The organism is Rhodoglobus sp. G.S.23 (genome assembly GCF_056675935.1).
The window spans coordinates 1,194,123-1,209,564 of the sequence record NZ_CM155237.1 but is presented as its reverse complement, the minus strand read 5'-3'; the positions used below and the strand labels follow the sequence as shown (position 1 = coordinate 1,209,564).

The following is a 15,442-nucleotide window of genomic DNA, read 5'->3' as shown; positions in this document are numbered from 1 at the left end:
GCTCGCCATAGCAACCGAGCAATCTTCACATCACACCATCAAAAGTGACAAAAGACAAGCCCGGCATTCGCTCCGCGGGTGCACAAAAGGCGCGAGGAGCAGAGCCCCTCGCGCCCAGTGAAAAGTTAAACCTCGATGACGACCGGAACGATCATCGGACGACGACGGTGCTGGGTATTAACCCAACGGCCGACAGTGCGACGGACAACTTGAGCGAAAGAGTGAGTGTCGCGCGTTCCGTTCGCGGCGGCGTCAGTAAGCGCCTTGATCACCATGGGGAGAACGGCATCGAACACGTCCTCATCCTCAGCAAAGCCGCGAGACTGAATCTCAGGCCCGACAATGACCTTTCCCGTCTGAGCATCAACCGCGACGAAAATCGAAATGAAGCCCTCTTCGGCAAGAATGCGGCGATCCTTCAGATCAGCATCCGTGATTTCGCCAACGCTCGACCCATCAACATAGACGAAGCCAACATCGAGTTGACCAACGATCGCTGCGTGACCATCTTTGAGATCGATCACCGTGCCATCTTCGGCGATGATCGTGTTCTCGGCAGGAACACCCGACTGGATCGCCAGATTGGCGTTAGCGACCAAGTGACGGTATTCGCCGTGAACAGGCAGTACGTTCTTGGGGCGCAAAATGTTGTAGCAGTACAGCAGCTCACCAGCCGCCGCGTGGCCAGAAACGTGCACCTTGGCATTCGCCTTATGCACAACGTTGGCCCCCAACTTGGTCAGCCCGTTGATTACGCGGTAAACAGCGTTCTCATTGCCCGGGATAAGGCTCGACGCGAGAATTACCGTGTCACCCTGCCCGACCTCGATCTGGTGCTCCATATTCGCCATGCGCGCAAGAACAGCCATCGGCTCACCTTGGCTACCCGTTGACATGTAGACGAGCTTGTTGTCTGGATAGTTGACAGCCTTTTTGGCATCGAGCAAAACACCGTCTGGCACCTTGAGGAAGCCTAGATCAGCAGCGATACCCATGTTGCGGACCATTGAACGGCCCATCAAAACAACCTTGCGGTCGTTGGCGATTGCCGCATCGAGCACCTGCTGCACGCGGTGCACGTGGCTCGAGAAGCTCGCGACAATTACGCGCCGAGGAGCCTTGGCAATGACCGCCTCAAGAACCGGACCAATGTCACGTTCGTTCGGCGTGAAGCCCGGAACGTCAGCGTTCGTCGAGTCAGAAAGGAAGAGATCAATTCCCGCTTCGCCGAGGCGAGCAAAAGCACGCAGGTCGGTGATGCGATTATCGAGCGGCAACTGGTCCATCTTGAAGTCACCCGTGTGCAGAACAGTGCCTGCAACAGTCGTAATGGCAACGGCAAGGGCATCCGGAATCGAATGGTTGACGGCAACAAACTCGAGATCGAATGGACCGATCTTCTCTTTTTGACCCTCAGTGACATTGAGCGTGTACGGCTTAATGCGGTGTTCTTTGAGCTTCGCTTCAATGAGCGCGAGGGTAAGGGTCGAACCGATCAGGGGGATGTCTTGACGCAAGCGCAAGAGGTAGGGAACAGCGCCAATGTGGTCTTCATGGCCATGCGTGAGCACAATGCCAAGAATGTCGTCGAGACGGTCACGAATCGAACTGAAATCAGGAAGGATCAGGTCGACACCGGGCTGGTGCTCCTCAGGAAAGAGTACACCGCAGTCAACGATGAGGATCTTGCCGTCGATTTCGAAAGTGGTCATGTTTCGACCGATTTCGCCGAGACCGCCAATCGGTGTAACGCGGAGGGTGCCCGACTCAAGTGCGGGTGGATCAAAAACGGAAACTGGCATTCAGTACCTTGCAGTTAGATGTGTAGGGCCGTCAGCCCCTGTGCGAAAAATGTGGGCCATGCCCATGGCAGAGCCTACCCCTCGCGGAAGAACCTAGCGGGTTGCTCCGGCAACTTTGGGGAGCGCTCCCCCGGCAGCCGCATTGCGGTCAGGGCGAAAATTTGTGAGATCGAGACCTGTGATTCCGGTGACCAGCGCCAACTCGTCTTCAATCTGCGCCGCCTCTGACTCTTCAGGTCCGACGAGAGGCAATCGAACTCGTGGGCTAGAAATGCGCCCGAGGCCGTGAAGAATGTACTTGGCAGCGACGGTGCCTGGAACGTGAGTCATTGCCGCCCGAACCAGTGGCTCGAGCGCTTTGTGGGCTGCGGTTGCTGTGGCAAGGTCGCCCGCATTTACCGCATCGACGATCACGCGGTAGGGAGCAGGTGCGATGTTGGCCGTTACTCCGATGAGGCCGGAAGCGCCAATCGCTAGGTGAGGGAGAACATTGGCGTCATCGCCAGAGAAGTACAAGAGGTCAGTCTGGTTGAGCACACGGCTCACCTCACTGAAATCACCCTTCGCATCTTTCACCGCGAGGATGTTGGGATGCTTCGCCGCACGAAGGATTGTTTCGTACATGATCGGCACGCCAGTGCGACCCGGGATGTCATAAAGAATCGCGGGCAGATCGGTAGCATCAGCGAGCATGCGAAAGTGAGTGAGCACGCCAGCTTGGGTCGGCTTGTTGTAGTAGGGCGTGACGAACATCACACCGTCAGCGCCAGCCTTCTCGCTTGCCTTGTAGAGCTCAATCGCGTGCGCGGTCTCGTTCGAACCACCGCCAGTGATGATCTTGGCGCGACCGGAAGAGACAGATTTTGCAACCTCGACAAGCTTGATTTTCTCGGGATCAGTGAGAGTGCTTGTTTCACCGGTAGTACCCGTGACGACGATGCCATCGGCACCGGCGCTGATCACACTATCGATGTGCTTTTCAACATCGCCCCAATTAACTTCACCCTCAGCGGTGAATGGCGTGATGAGCGCGACGAGTACTTGACCAAAAGGATTCACTGTAGACACCCCTCTAGGTTAGCGCTGGTTCGAAGTCTGGGTTTCGTATCGCAAGAAACGGTAATGAAGTCCACTGGATGACGTGTGCCAATCTTCGGCGGGATCGCTCGCTGCCAGCATCCATTGTTCGCTTCGATGCGGGGCAAGGGTGTCCCCGTCAAAGCTCTCGCGGATCTCTGTGATCTCGAGCCTGTGCGCATGGTTAAGGGCATGCGCAAATATTTCTGCGCCCCCAATAACCCACACCGTGTCCCCGGGCTGAACGGATGTCGCAGCCAACATAATGGCTTCGTCAACGCTGTGTGTGACTTCCGCTCCGTCATCGCCCCACTCGGTTTGCCGAGTGACGACGATGTTGCGGCGCCCTGGCAGCGGCCGAAAACGCTGAGGCAGTGACTCCCACGTTTTACGGCCCATGATTACCGGGCTGCCAAGAGTGAGTTCTTTGAAGTGGGCGAGATCCTCAGGCAAGTGCCAAGGCATCGCGCCGTCGCTTCCAATGATTCCGCCATCAGACTGCGCCCAGATCATGCCAACGGTCACGCTCACACTGCGACCGGGGCCTTGATGGCTGGGTGGTGCTGGTAGCCGACGATCTCAAAGTCTTCGAACGCATAGCCGAAGACTTTGTCTGGTTTGGTATGGATTGCCAGGCTAGGCAGAGCATAGGGCTCACGGCTCAACTGCTCGGCAACTTGCTCGATGTGGTTGTCGTAGATGTGGCAATCGCCACCTGTCCACACAAAGTCGCCGACCTCGAGCCCCGTTTGTTCGGCAACCAGGTGCGTGAGCAGCGCATAGCTGGCGATATTGAAGGGAACGCCAAGGAAAAGGTCTGCGCTTCGCTGATAGAGCTGGCAGGACAGTTTGCCGTCGGCGACATAAAACTGGAAGAAGGCATGGCACGGGGCTAGCGCCATTTTCGGGATGTCGGCCGGGTTCCAGGCAGAGACGATGAGCCGACGAGAATCGGGATTGGTCTTGATTTGCTCGATGACCTCAGAGACCTGATCAATCTGTTCTCCAGACGGAGTCGGCCAGGAGCGCCATTGCACGCCGTAGACGGGGCCAAGTTCGCCATCGTCGTCTGCCCACTCATTCCAGATTGTTACCCCGTTGTCGCGAAGCCACGAGACATTGCTTTCCCCGCGCAAGAACCACAACAGTTCATAGGCGATCGACTTGAAGTGAACACGCTTGGTAGTGATGAGAGGGAATCCCTCTGCGAGGTTGAACCGCAATTGACGCCCGAACACACTTCGTGTGCCAGTACCAGTGCGATCACTCTTGTGCACACCGTTGGCGAGCGTGTCGCGCAACAGATCTTCATAGGGGGTAGCGATCGTAGAAGCCATCGAATTGATAGTACTTGGTGCGCGCACCTTCACACGGGTTTCTCATGCGCGTCGTTCAGCCAACGCATAGTGTTGAGCACGACGAAAGGAACGGCAATGCCTGTTACGAGCGAAGCAACAACACTCTGGTTTGGTGACCTGTTTAGTGGAAAAGGTACGACATCGCTAGATTCCTCTGATGCGGCAGAGTTCCCGGTCACCTGGGCAGCACGCTCAGAGGGCCAAGAAGCGACGACCAACCCTGAAGAACTGCTTGGCGCGGCCCATTCGGCCTGTTTTGCGATGGCATTCTCGAACGGGCTCGCCAGTAACGGAACTCCGGCAGAGAGCCTGCAAGTCACCGCCGCTGTCACCTTTGATCCTGCAGAAGGAATCACGGGAAGCCACCTGCTGGTCAGTGCCAAAGTGGCTGATTTGAGCGAAGACGACTTTCAGCGATTGGCTCAAGAAGCAAAAGAAGGATGCCCCGTATCACGCGCGCTGACGGGCGTCCCCATCACTCTTGAAGCAAGCTTGGCCTAGCGGTGACTGAGGAAGCCGTCACACGGGTCCTCGTCGCTGGTGCGTCTGGCTATATCGGCACGGAACTCGTCTCCCAACTGGAGACAGAAGGTTTCGAGGTGATGAGCCTCGTTCGGCGAGAACCCCGCACCGAGTCCGAGTTCTACTGGGATCCACTATCGAGCACCATCGACGATCGCGCCATTGAACGTGCGGATGCTGTCATCAACCTTGCCGGCGCCAGCACTGGACGAATTCCGTGGACGCCCAGCTACAAGCGGGAGATATTGCGTTCCCGCGTCAACGGCACCCGCACCATCGCCGAAGCGATTCGGCGGTCTGCAACTCCCCCTTCCGTTTTCCTTAACGGCTCCGCTGTGGGCATCTTCGGGAGCCGTCCAGGCGAAGTTCTGACTGACGACTCGACGAAGGGAACAGGATTCCTGAGCGACGTTGTTGATGCGTGGGAGAAAGCCGCGCAGCTCACACCTTCGACAACACGCCTCGTAATGTTCCGCACTGGAATCGTTGTTGGTGAGGGCGGAGCGTTTACTCCGCTCAACCTTCTCACTCGTTTCGGTCTGGGGAGCCGGCTCGGAAGCGGTGAACAGTATTGGCCGTGGATTAGCCTTCACGACGAAGCTGCTGCCATCATCCATTTGCTCCGAAGTGAATTCTCCGGCGTCGTTTCCCTCGTTGGGCCAACTCCAGCAACGGCAGACACGGTCACCAAAACCCTCGCACAGGCCATGCACAAACCCCATTGGCTTACTGTTCCCAGCTTCGCATTCCGGATGCTGGGCGATGCAGGCGAAGATCTCATCTTGGTTGATGAAAAGGTTCAGCCGAGCAGGCTCCTCGGCACGGGTTTTACTTTCACGCACGACACGATCGAGCAGGCGATCGAGGAATTCATCGAGTAAGTCTGCTCGACTTTAGACAGCGAGTCGTTTCGCCCGCGGTCACGGTCGTCCCTAGGCAGCCTTCGCCGCAGGACCACGAGAAAGCGAGATTGCGCGTCGCGTTGCCCAGCGCGCGCGACGGCGGTCGCCACTGGCGTCGTAGGCGAGTCCGAGCCGAAGCCAGGCACGCCACGATTCCGGGCTGGCCTCCGCCTCATCGCGGTAACGTCCGAATGCTCGGTCGGCGGCTTCGGGATCCGGGCGACCGCTTGGCCGACGTTCCGTGATCTCCTCGGGCAAAGCATCCTCGTCCCTGAGAGTACTGAACAGTCGATCCGCGCGAAAAATGAATACCATTTCTGCCGCAAGCGCCCACAAGCCGATCAGCGGAAGGACAAGAAGCGCCCACCCCATAACCTGGGCGATGAGCTCACCTGTTCCGATGAGAACAAATGAATAGTTGATGACGAATACGAGATAGAGGATCAGCAGACCCACCATCACCAGTGCCGCAATGCGTGTTTTCACTGGGAATCCGCTCGGTCGCCAGGGGTGAGATCGATGAGCTGATCGAGCCCAACCGTTACCCCGCGCGCACGGGAGATCGCCCGCAGCCCAAGCAAAATTCCCGCCTCGTAAGAGTCTTGCGACATTGTGCGGTGGTCGATCGTGAGCACTTCTCCCGGACCACCGAAAATAACCTGCTGGTGCGCCACAACTCCCGCCATCCGCAGGCTGTGCACCGGAATGCCAGCAACCTGTTCACCCCGCGCACGTTGATCATGATGAGGTGCTGCCACAGGTCCACGTTTATTGCGGGCATCTGCCATGAGCTCTGCCGTGCGAACAGCCGTGCCGGAAGGCGAATCGACTTTGCCGGCGTGGTGGCTCTCGATGATTTCGATCGAATCGAAATACCTCGCAGCGGAGGCCGCGAATGATGTGGCCAAGGCGGAGCCAAGGGAAAAGTTAGGGATAAAGATGACGCCGACATCGGGCCTGTCGGCAAGCGCTGATTTTACGCTTTGCACGCGATCTTCGCTCCAGCCAGAGGTGCCGACAAGAACACTCTTGCCATGCGACGTCGCAAACTCGACAACCGATGGCGAAATGCTCGGCTCGGTGACGTCAACCACGACGTCTGCCTCAAGAATTTCGCTGAGCTCCGACCGCGAATTAAGGGTGGCGACCAACGAGAAATCAGCTGCTGCGTCGACCACGCCACTGATGAACTTTCCCATGCGACCGGTTGCGCCGACTACCGCTACTTTCGTTGTCATTACTCAAATCTATCAATGCTGAGCGACTTCGCTGACTACCCGCACCTGCAGCCGAGAGTACTGTGGTGCTGTGCCACAGTTTCGACCTCTCTCCGTCTCGGATGCTCTCGCCCACGAACTTCTCACCGAGTACTTCAGCTACCGAGCTGAGACGTTTCCGACCCCATCGGGCTACGTCACTACTTTCCCCAGCGTCGACCAGTTCACGGCGCCGCGCGGAGTTTTCGTCGTCGTCGAGGAAATGGGCAACGCACTCGGCTGTGGCGGCATCCGCCAGCTTGATGCTGGTCGTTTCGAAGTGAAGCACCTGTGGGTGCGCCGCGAAGGTCGCGGCGCCGGGCTCGGACGACAACTCTTAGCGGAACTCGAGCTGCGGGCCCGCAAATGGGGCGCCACAGAGCTAGTACTCGACACCAACGAAAGTCTCGCCGCAGCCGGTGGGCTTTACCGTTCGAGCGGATTCGAATCCGTCGAACCGTACAACGACAACCCCAACGCGACCACCTGGTATCGCAAGAAGATCCAGTAACACACTCGCGCTAGTAGGGCTGCTCTTCGGGAAGTCCCGTGCGCAATTCTGCCGGCAAGTGCCCGAGATCATTGTGGGCCACGAGCACTGGCGGCTTCGCACTTCGCACTCGGATGATCGTAAGCCCACAATTGGCCTGATTGAGCCCCAACCAACGCCACCGGTCACCGCCAAGCACTTCGCGCACAAACCAAGCGATTACGAAATTGTGCGTGATGAGCAGGTCGTGGCGGTCTTCGCGTGCCGGAGTGAGGAATTCGGCAACGGCATCAGCCATTTGCGCTTCGCCAGCGTCAATCTCTTCCGGTGTTACTGAGCCAAAGAAGTGGTCGAAGGCTGACGGCATATCGACGGTTGGGCCGCTGGGGATGCAGTCCATGAGCAGCGTTGTTGGCTGTGACTCGAGTGCCGGCATCCGCTCAGTCATTATTGCGGCCGTTTCTGCAGCGCGCTGCAGCGGCGAGTGAAACGCGCGGGTAAAGGGAACACCACTCAGGCGCTCAGAGATTGCCATCGCTTGACGTGTCCCCTTGCCCGAGAGCGGGCCGTCAGGAAGTCCATGTTCTGCGTCTTGCTGCTCGCCGTGACGCACGAGGTAGAGGTAGTGAGCCATCACCATTCCTTTGTTGATCTAGCTTCGGGCAGCGCTGCCCAGAGTAAGCCCGGTGAACATCTCTTGAGTGACCGCACCGACTGCCGCAATCGACAGGGGGCGCGATGAGAGCTCGCGAGCAAGTTCTTGAATTCCGTCGGCTGTGACTGCCGAGATCCGAGCAATCGATGTGTCGAGGTCGATAAACTCGCCAAGCGTTAGTTCGCTGCGCCCGAGTCGCGACATGCGCGAATCTGAGTCTTCGAGCGCAAGTGCTGAGGCGCCTCGGAGTTGACCAACCGCGCGACTTATTTCCTCGTCAGTCACATGGGCATCGCCGAGCTTGCTGAATTCTTCGAGCATCAATTCGGCGACCTGTGCGGACTTTGCTGGCGAACATCCGGCATAAATTCCAAAGATTCCGGCGTCGGAGTAGCTGGGCGCGAACGAATACACCGAGTAGGCCAGACCACGCTTCTCGCGTACCTCTTGAAAGAGCCGCGAGGACATTCCGCTGCCAAGAATCGAGTTGAGCACGGTGAGGGTTGCGCGTCGTTCATCGGTCGCCGAAAGTCCTTCAACGCCAGCAATGATATTTGCTTGCTCGATCGGGCGATGCGTTATCTGAAGGCGCTGAGCTGCAGTCGTCGCTGATGCTGCTGTGGCTGCACTGTCTCTGCGTGCTACCGGTGTTGCCTCATAAGAGAGATCCCAGCCGGCGCCAACCAAGCAGGCGGAGACTGCGGCGAGGAGCATGTCGTGGTCAACGGCACCTGCCACAGTGATTACCAGATCTTGGGGGCGGTAATTGCCGCGGTAATGCTTCATTACCGATTCACGCGAGATCGCGTTGATTGTTTCTGCGCTACCGCCAATGGGCCGACCAAGCGGATGATCGCCAAAGACCGCTTCGAAGAAGCGCTCGCTAGCGACATCAGTGGGATCGTCGTCTGCCATGGCGAGTTCTTCTAAGATCACGCCGCGCTCGTTGGCGAACTCGGTTGGATCAATGAGGCTCGACGTGAGCATGTCACCAATCACTTCAATCGCCATGGGCAAGTCAATATCTTGCACCTTGGCGTAATAGCAGGTGTATTCCTTGGCGGTCATTGCGTTGTGTTCGCCGCCGACAGCGTCAAAGCTCACCGCGATGTCGAGAGCTGTGCGCGATGGGGTGCCTTTGAAAAGCAAGTGCTCTAGGAAGTGAGTTGCACCGAAGGTTCCCGGGAGTTCGTCTCGGGAGCCCGCCGCTACCCAGTAGCCGACGGTGGCGCTTCGCGCACCAGGAACTTGTTCGCTGAGGATGCGCACACCACTCGGCAAAACGGTTCTGCGAACGAGACTGTCGCCGGTTGCAGTGAACGACAGTTCGGGAAGGTCAAGAGGAAGAATCACAGCGTCGCTCATCGGTATGAGCCTACGTCATTTGTCTTGAGCGCACGATTGCGTCGAGAATTCTCAGGAAAAAGACCCCCCAAATTGGGGTGGCCAAATGAGGACAGACAGACTTGTCTGTATGTCCTCCTGTGGTACAGTTCTTTTAGGCACCCGAAGCCGACAACCCACCGCTCAAGCCCGAATCGCGCGGTGACCATAACCACACAACCCGGACCCGAACCGGGTTGTGTATTACAACCGCATCGCTCGACCCGAATCGAGTAATGCACTTAGTGGGGAAAAATTCCTGATCCGGATTTCCCCCGGAAGGAGTGCGCTGTGATGGTATTTGAGACACCAGAGACCGCACAGCGCGCTCCGGCCAAAGGCCGCATTCTTGAAACGGCCAACGAACTTTTCTACCAAGATGGCATCCTGAACGTCGGAGTAGACCGCATCATCGCTCAGTCGAGCGTGACGAAAGCGACGTTCTACAAGCACTACCGCTCAAAAGACAACTTGATTCTCGAATACGTCAAGAGCCGCAGAGCGAGCACTGAGGCGCACGTACAGTCCGTCATAGATAGTGCAGCATCACCGCAGGACGCGGTTCTGGGATTGCTTGAAGGCATCGCTGGGGAGCTCACAAAAGCCGATTTTCGCGGATGCCCATTCCTCAACGTCGTTGCAGAGTTTTCCGACCCCACACATCCGGTGCGTAAGCTCATCGCCGAGCATCGCGATTGGTACAACGAGGCTCTCTATGAGCTCATGCGCGACGCAGGCCACCTCTTCCCCGGTGACGCAGCTGACGAGCTCATGCTCGCTAAAGATGGCGCCCTCGCCGGCGGCTATGCCGGAGACACTATCGCCGCCGGAGCAGCAATGGCGCGTGTAGTCAAACGCGTGCTCGCTGACTCCGTCCGGGTTTAGTCCAACCGTGTACTAAGACTCACAGGTCAACCGGCAACGCCAACCTGAGCTCGTCACCGCGGTGCCGATACAGTGCCGCCGTTTCGGACTCTAGTACGCGGACGCTCGATCCAAGTCAGCCGACTGATGCCGCGTCAACTGCACGCGGGCAGCCGCGAGTAGTTCAGGCACCTGCGCCGCGTTGCTCGCACTCACGACGGGCGCCACGACTCCTGGCTTATTGAGAAGCCATGCCAAAGCAATCGTTGCCGCACTCGCATCGTGTTCATCTGCAACCTCATCCAAGGCGTTCAACACCTTGAAGCCTCGACGTCGGAGATATTGCGCGGCGTCATGCCCGCGGGAGTTGAGGGCTAGATCGCCCCGTTGACGGTACTTTCCACTGAGGAACCCACTGGCAAGAGCAAATCGCGGCATTACCCCCAAACCCTGAATGGCAGCGACATGAGCGAGACCAGTCTCATACTCTTCACGGTGCAGGAGATTGTAGTGCGACTGCACAGCGATCATGGGCGCTACGCCCATCTGACCGCAGGCAATGCGCGCCTGAATAAGGCGATTGCCGGTGTGGTCTGAGCCTCCGAAGTAACGCACTTTGCCTTCACCGATGAGTTCATCTACCGCGAGCAGAGTTTCGTCAAAATCGACGCTCTCGTCATCAACGTGCAGGTACAGGAGGTCGATGTGCGAAGTTCCTAGGCGCGCAAGCGACGCAGCGACAGCACGCTTGATCGAACCTGCTTGCATGCCAGGGTTGTCGCGACTCTTCCCTACCTTGGTGGCCAAAACGACGTCATCGCGGTTGTGACGAACGCGCATCCACTTGCCAACCATGAGCTCGCTGCGGCCGGAAGCGTAAGAGTCAGCGGTATCAATGAAGTTGCCGCCGCCGTCAGCGAAAGTATCGAGAATCGCCGTCGTCGCCGAGTCGTCGGCAGTCCAGCCGAAGACGTTGCCGCTGAGGGCAAGAGGATAGACACGAAGGTCAGAGGAACCAATTACGCGCGTGATGAAGTGAGGTTGCGAACTTAGCTCCGCACTCGGAGCACCCGGCAGTGATCGAGTCGGGTGTACCTGCGTCATAGTGGCCTCCCACAAGGCTTCTGGCAAGGATAAGACGAGCCAACGCGCAATACGCGCCGCACACCGCGATCGTTACTAGTCCGTGTCAAAAACAGCGACATCGGGGCTCTCAGAGCGCAATTGGTGCCGCTTCAGTCGCAACCTCGCGATAATGGCACGAGCACCGAGTTAGCCAACGAGAGGATCCCCATCGTGAATGACCCGAACTGGAAGCTTCGCGTCGTACCGACGTTTGAGCTTGAGAGCCCAGACTTTGAAGCTGAAGGAATGCTGCCCCAGTGGGCTCGCTCCGGCATCGCGAACGCGGGCGGCGAAGACCGCTCCCCCACCCTTCATTGGCACGGTTTTCCCTCCGGCACCAAAAGTTTTGCCCTCACGGTGTTCGATCCTGACGCCCCGACCGGCAGCGGATGGTGGCACTGGGCCGTCTACAACATCCCCGCCTCGGTAGAGTCTCTGCCTCAGGATGCCGGTAATCCGGATGCTCAGCTCATGCCACACGGCTCCGTCACTCTTCCGAACGAACTGCGACTCACGTCGTTTCAAGGAGCAGCACCGCCCGCCGGTCATGGCGCCAACCGCTATGTTTTCACCGTGAGCGCCCTCAACGTCGAGCTCCTCGACGTTGCCGAAGGAAGTACTCCCGCCATGTTGGGTTTCGTACTGCGTGATCACATTGTTGCCCGCGCTCAGCTGATTGGCTACTCCAGCACCGACAATGACGTATAAACGCTCGCGGGCTCATCTGAGCGATCACACGAGCACGCCAAGTAACCCGCTTCGGGAATGCGGGCAAATAAAGAACGCAGAAATCGGGGCTTAGCTACTCTGACGGAAGTAATGCGGTACGCGTTCGTAGCCTCGGCTGCGCATTTTTGCGACAACCACGCTGACGACCACGACAAGCACGACGATGCCGAGAGCCACCCACAAATACCAAGCGCCATCTAGCCACACGAGCATGTCGCTCATGAAGGCATCAAGAGGTGTAGTGATTCGGGTCACAGAACCACCGTACCGCCCCAGAGCCCCTATATCCCCTCCCTGTGCAAGGGGAGACAAGGGTGACTACCCCTGAAAGAGGTCTTACTTCTCTCGAGCTAGACGCGTTAACCGAGTAGTGCCCACCCTCGAAAGGATGGGCACTACATCGTTACTTCAGTTTTACTGAGCTGGCTCTAGCTTTCGTCAGCGGGAACCGCTGCTTCTGCGTCAGACTCGTCGGTAACCGGAGCAAGCGAGAGCTTTCCACGGTCATCGATCTTGGTGATTTCAACCTGAATCTTCTGGCCGACTCCGAGAACGTCTTCGACGTTCTCGACACGCTTACCACCGGCAAGCTTGCGAACCTCAGAGATGTGCAGCAATCCGTCTTTACCCGGAGTGAGAGATACGAAGGCACCGAAGGTAGCGATCTTGACGACCGTACCCAAGAAGCGTTCGCCAACCTCAGGGTTGAGGGGGTTCGCGATGGCGTTAACCGCCGCGCGTGCAGCCTCGGCAGAAGGACCATCGACAGCACCGATGTAGACGGTTCCGTCATCCTCAATCGAGATGTCGGCTCCGGTGTCATCCTGGATCTGGTTGATGTTCTTGCCCTTGGGCCCAATGAGCTCACCGATCTTGTCAATCGGAATCTGAACCGAGATCACGCGAGGAGCCGTTGGAGCCATCTCGTCAGGAGCATCGATTGCAGCGTTGAGCACCGAAAGAATCGCAGTACGCGCTTCCTTGGCCTGCTTGAGTGCACCGTCGAGAACCGACGAAGGCAAACCAGCGAGCTTGGTGTCGAGCTGAATGGCGGTAACGAATTCGCTCGTACCAGCAACCTTGAAGTCCATGTCGCCGAGAGCATCTTCAGCACCAAGGATGTCGGTGAGAGCCGCGTAGCGCGTGACGCCATCAACTTCATCCGAGATCAGGCCCATGGCGATACCCGCAACGGGTGCGCGCAGTGGCACACCAGCGTTGAGCAGTGACAGGGTCGAAGCACAAACGGAACCCATCGACGTCGAACCGTTGGAACCGAGAGCCTCGGAAACCTGGCGGATGGCGTAGGGGAATTCCTCACGGGGAGGAAGCACTGGTGCGATCGCACGCTCTGCGAGGAAACCGTGACCGATTTCGCGACGCTTCGGGCTACCAACGCGACCGGTTTCACCAGTCGAGTACGGCGGGAAGTTGTAGTGGTGCATGTAGCGCTTCTTGGTCACTGGTGCCAGTGAGTCAATCTGCTGCTCCATCTTGAGCATGTTCAGCGTGGTGACACCCAGGATCTGAGTCTCGCCGCGCTGGAAGATTGCCGAACCGTGAACGCGAGGAATGACCTCGACCTCAGCATCGAGCGCACGAATGTCGCTCAAGCCACGGCCGTCGATGCGGATTCCCTCGGTGAGTACGCGCTGGCGCATAACCTTCTTGCTGACGGCCTTGTACGCGCCGCCAACCATGCCAAGAACGTCTGAGCTGAGTTCTTCAGCGTCGACCTTCGACTGAACTTCAGCCTTGACGCGAGCCTTAAGCTCATCGTCAGCGGTCTGGCGCTGAATCTTGTCAGCGATCTTGTAGACATCGCGAAGCTCTGCTTCAGCAATTTCGCTAACCGCGTTGTACGCCTGGTCGGAGTACGGCGGGAAGAGCTGGAACTCGGCAACAGGCTTTGCAGCCTTGTTAGCAACCTCGAGCTGAGCCTTAACAAGTTGCTTAAGGAACGGCTTCGATGCTTCGAGGCCCTGAGCAACTACTGCCTCGTCTGGCTTCGTTGCGCCGGCCTTGATGAGCTCCCAGCTGTTCTCAGTAGCTTCAGCTTCCACCATCATGATGGCGATGTCTTCTTCGCCCTGGTCGTTGGTGACCATACGGCCGGCAACAGTGAGGTCGAAGACAGCGTCAGCGAGCTGGCTGTGCTTCGGGAAGGCAACCCACTGGTCGTTGATCAGAGCCAGGCGGATGCCGGCAATGGGACCGTAGAACGGAAGACCCGAAATCTGGGTGCTGAGCGATGCAGCGTTGATTGAGAGAGCGTCGTAGAACTCGTCCGGAGCGATGCTCAGAACGGTAATGACGATCTGAACTTCGTTGCGGAGTCCTTCAACGAACGTCGGACGCATCGGACGGTCAATGAGACGGCAAACGAGGATCGCTTCCGTCGATGGGCGGCCTTCGCGGCGGAAGAAGCTGCCGGGGATCTTGCCTGCTGCGTATGAGCGCTCTTCAACATCCACAGTGAGTGGGAAGAAGTCGAAGCCTTCACGCGGGTGCTTGCCAGCGCTGGTTGCGCTCAAGATCATTGTTTCTTCGTCGAGGTACGCAGCGACGGCACCCTGTGCCTGCTGAGCGAGTCGACCGGTTTCGAAGCGCACGGTGCGCTTGCCGAATTTACCGTTATCGAGAACGGCTTCGGCGAATGTGATTTCTGGACCCTCCATGCGGGGGTTTCTCCTTTGTTTTACGTCGCGCACCCGTATGGTGTGCGACTCGTCAAGGAGCAGGAGCGGGCAGAAGGACGCTTGGTTCACGCGCATGCCTAGAGTGGCGGCGCGTGTCTGGCCAACAGTAGAAAGCCTCCGAACAACTCGGAAAATTACCACCGGTGACCAGCTTCTTGCCAGCCTGCTCCGTACGTTGGCCTACAACTACGTGGACAACTCCCCTAATCGTATCATTAGGCACCTTCTGACCCCGGAAATCAGCGCTATCGACACGCAAAGTCGCCTCGTCGTTTACGCTTGGGTTTATGGAACCCACAGAAGAAACACCCTCTGCGAGCGAAGAGAACAAGCGCAGGTTCCGCGAGGCGCTTGATCGCAAGCAGGGCAAGGAAACAGCCCGTCCCGGTCACCTGGATGCCGAATCGGCAATCCACGGCACGCAAGACCGCGCAGATCACAAGCGCGACTTCCGCCGCAAGACTGGATAAACGTCGCAACAACCGCTGCCGCCCGGCGACACCGCGTGGATTTACCACTTACGGAGTTGCCGAGCAGCGCGGCTGGAGGAACCACACACCGTGCTACCGCACGGCTTTCT

The 15,442-nt window shown here is 58.0% G+C and carries 17 protein-coding genes; 6 read left to right on the top strand and 11 right to left on the bottom strand.

Annotated features, from left to right (window positions below):
* Positions 1-125 precede the first annotated feature (125 nt).
* From AC1ENN_RS05755 to AC1ENN_RS05740, 4 genes are all read right to left on the bottom strand, one after another.
* Positions 126-1,802, bottom strand: a complete 1,677-nt coding sequence (locus AC1ENN_RS05755) for a ribonuclease J (protein WP_449648961.1) — start codon at positions 1,800-1,802, stop codon at positions 126-128.
* Between the two features lie 93 nt (positions 1,803-1,895).
* The gene (gene dapA, locus AC1ENN_RS05750) at positions 1,896-2,870 is read right to left on the bottom strand and encodes a 4-hydroxy-tetrahydrodipicolinate synthase (RefSeq protein ID WP_449648960.1); all 975 of its coding nucleotides are present in this window, start codon (positions 2,868-2,870) and stop codon (positions 1,896-1,898) included.
* A 9-nt stretch (positions 2,871-2,879) separates the two neighbouring features.
* A complete protein-coding gene (locus tag AC1ENN_RS05745) occupies positions 2,880-3,410 on the bottom strand; it encodes a dihydrofolate reductase (protein ID WP_449648959.1) in 531 nt (176 codons plus the stop codon).
* Positions 3,407-4,216 (bottom strand): thymidylate synthase, encoded by an 810-nt coding sequence (locus AC1ENN_RS05740; RefSeq protein ID WP_449648958.1) that lies wholly within the window; start codon positions 4,214-4,216, stop codon positions 3,407-3,409. The genes AC1ENN_RS05745 and AC1ENN_RS05740 overlap by 4 nt, the downstream gene beginning before the upstream one ends.
* A gap of 96 nt (positions 4,217-4,312) precedes the next feature.
* Here AC1ENN_RS05740 and AC1ENN_RS05735 point away from each other — a divergent pair, with 96 nt between their 5' ends.
* Together AC1ENN_RS05735 and AC1ENN_RS05730 are read left to right on the top strand one after the other, a co-directional pair.
* The gene (locus AC1ENN_RS05735) at positions 4,313-4,738 is read left to right on the top strand and encodes an OsmC family peroxiredoxin (RefSeq protein ID WP_449648957.1); all 426 of its coding nucleotides are present in this window, start codon (positions 4,313-4,315) and stop codon (positions 4,736-4,738) included.
* A gap of 2 nt (positions 4,739-4,740) precedes the next feature.
* On the top strand, positions 4,741-5,640 hold the full coding sequence (locus AC1ENN_RS05730) for a TIGR01777 family oxidoreductase (RefSeq protein ID WP_449648956.1): 900 nt from the start codon (positions 4,741-4,743) through the stop codon (positions 5,638-5,640).
* Positions 5,641-5,691: 51 nt separating this feature from the next.
* Here the strand turns inward: AC1ENN_RS05730 and AC1ENN_RS05725 are convergent, their stop codons facing one another.
* Both AC1ENN_RS05725 and dapB read right to left on the bottom strand, forming a co-directional pair.
* Positions 5,692-6,147, bottom strand: a complete 456-nt coding sequence (locus tag AC1ENN_RS05725) for a hypothetical protein (protein ID WP_449648955.1) — start codon at positions 6,145-6,147, stop codon at positions 5,692-5,694.
* Entirely contained in the window at positions 6,144-6,899 is a 756-nt protein-coding gene (dapB, locus tag AC1ENN_RS05720) for a 4-hydroxy-tetrahydrodipicolinate reductase (RefSeq protein ID WP_480406847.1), read from the bottom strand. Before dapB ends, AC1ENN_RS05725 begins: the two co-directional genes overlap by 4 nt.
* 70 nt (positions 6,900-6,969) lie before the next feature.
* Between dapB and AC1ENN_RS05715 the strand changes: the two genes are divergently transcribed.
* Positions 6,970-7,428 (top strand): GNAT family N-acetyltransferase, encoded by a 459-nt coding sequence (locus AC1ENN_RS05715; RefSeq protein ID WP_480406846.1) that lies wholly within the window; start codon positions 6,970-6,972, stop codon positions 7,426-7,428.
* Between the two features lie 10 nt (positions 7,429-7,438).
* Here the strand turns inward: AC1ENN_RS05715 and AC1ENN_RS05710 are convergent, their stop codons facing one another.
* Together AC1ENN_RS05710 and AC1ENN_RS05705 are read right to left on the bottom strand one after the other, a co-directional pair.
* Positions 7,439-8,041 (bottom strand): histidine phosphatase family protein, encoded by a 603-nt coding sequence (locus tag AC1ENN_RS05710; protein WP_449648952.1) that lies wholly within the window; start codon positions 8,039-8,041, stop codon positions 7,439-7,441.
* 18 nt (positions 8,042-8,059) lie between these two features.
* Positions 8,060-9,427 carry a M16 family metallopeptidase gene (locus AC1ENN_RS05705; protein WP_449648951.1) on the bottom strand — a complete coding sequence of 456 codons (1,368 nt, stop codon included), beginning with the start codon at positions 9,425-9,427 and terminating at the stop codon, positions 8,060-8,062.
* Between the two features lie 312 nt (positions 9,428-9,739).
* On the opposite strand from AC1ENN_RS05705, the gene AC1ENN_RS05700 reads away from it, so the two are divergent.
* Positions 9,740-10,330: a TetR/AcrR family transcriptional regulator gene (locus tag AC1ENN_RS05700; RefSeq protein ID WP_449649011.1), complete on the top strand. Its 591-nt coding sequence runs from the start codon at positions 9,740-9,742 to the stop codon at positions 10,328-10,330.
* A gap of 90 nt (positions 10,331-10,420) precedes the next feature.
* Here the strand turns inward: AC1ENN_RS05700 and AC1ENN_RS05695 are convergent, their stop codons facing one another.
* Positions 10,421-11,413 (bottom strand): aldo/keto reductase, encoded by a 993-nt coding sequence (locus tag AC1ENN_RS05695; RefSeq protein ID WP_449648950.1) that lies wholly within the window; start codon positions 11,411-11,413, stop codon positions 10,421-10,423.
* Between the two features lie 189 nt (positions 11,414-11,602).
* Between AC1ENN_RS05695 and AC1ENN_RS05690 the strand changes: the two genes are divergently transcribed.
* Positions 11,603-12,142, top strand: a complete 540-nt coding sequence (locus AC1ENN_RS05690; RefSeq protein ID WP_480406932.1) for a YbhB/YbcL family Raf kinase inhibitor-like protein — start codon at positions 11,603-11,605, stop codon at positions 12,140-12,142.
* Between the two features lie 90 nt (positions 12,143-12,232).
* Here the strand turns inward: AC1ENN_RS05690 and AC1ENN_RS05685 are convergent, their stop codons facing one another.
* The gene (locus tag AC1ENN_RS05685) at positions 12,233-12,418 is read right to left on the bottom strand and encodes a hypothetical protein (protein WP_449648949.1); all 186 of its coding nucleotides are present in this window, start codon (positions 12,416-12,418) and stop codon (positions 12,233-12,235) included.
* Positions 12,419-12,591: 173 nt separating this feature from the next.
* Positions 12,592-14,841, bottom strand: a complete 2,250-nt coding sequence (locus tag AC1ENN_RS05680; protein ID WP_449648948.1) for a polyribonucleotide nucleotidyltransferase — start codon at positions 14,839-14,841, stop codon at positions 12,592-12,594.
* A 308-nt stretch (positions 14,842-15,149) separates the two neighbouring features.
* On the opposite strand from AC1ENN_RS05680, the gene AC1ENN_RS05675 reads away from it, so the two are divergent.
* Positions 15,150-15,332, top strand: coding sequence for a DUF5302 domain-containing protein (locus tag AC1ENN_RS05675; RefSeq protein WP_009771901.1), 183 nt, complete (start codon positions 15,150-15,152; stop codon positions 15,330-15,332).
* Positions 15,333-15,442 lie beyond the last annotated feature (110 nt).

Bases quoted from the DNA above. Each gene is read 5' to 3' on its own strand.
- AC1ENN_RS05700 (WP_449649011.1), top strand. From the start codon at position 9,740: ATGGTATTTGAGACACCAGAGACCGCACAGCGCGCTCCGGCCAAAGGC.
- AC1ENN_RS05740 (WP_449648958.1), bottom strand. From the start codon at position 4,216: ATGGCTTCTACGATCGCTACCCCCTATGAAGATCTGTTGCGCGACACG.
- AC1ENN_RS05695 (WP_449648950.1), bottom strand. From the start codon at position 11,413: ATGACGCAGGTACACCCGACTCGATCACTGCCGGGTGCTCCGAGTGCG.
- AC1ENN_RS05735 (WP_449648957.1), top strand. From the start codon at position 4,313: ATGCCTGTTACGAGCGAAGCAACAACACTCTGGTTTGGTGACCTGTTT.
- AC1ENN_RS05680 (WP_449648948.1), bottom strand. From the start codon at position 14,841: ATGGAGGGTCCAGAAATCACATTCGCCGAAGCCGTTCTCGATAACGGT.
- AC1ENN_RS05755 (WP_449648961.1), bottom strand. From the start codon at position 1,802: ATGCCAGTTTCCGTTTTTGATCCACCCGCACTTGAGTCGGGCACCCTC.
- AC1ENN_RS05705 (WP_449648951.1), bottom strand. From the start codon at position 9,427: ATGAGCGACGCTGTGATTCTTCCTCTTGACCTTCCCGAACTGTCGTTC.
- dapB (WP_480406847.1), bottom strand. From the start codon at position 6,899: ATGACAACGAAAGTAGCGGTAGTCGGCGCAACCGGTCGCATGGGAAAG.
- AC1ENN_RS05675 (WP_009771901.1), top strand. From the start codon at position 15,150: ATGGAACCCACAGAAGAAACACCCTCTGCGAGCGAAGAGAACAAGCGC.
- AC1ENN_RS05710 (WP_449648952.1), bottom strand. From the start codon at position 8,041: ATGGCTCACTACCTCTACCTCGTGCGTCACGGCGAGCAGCAAGACGCA.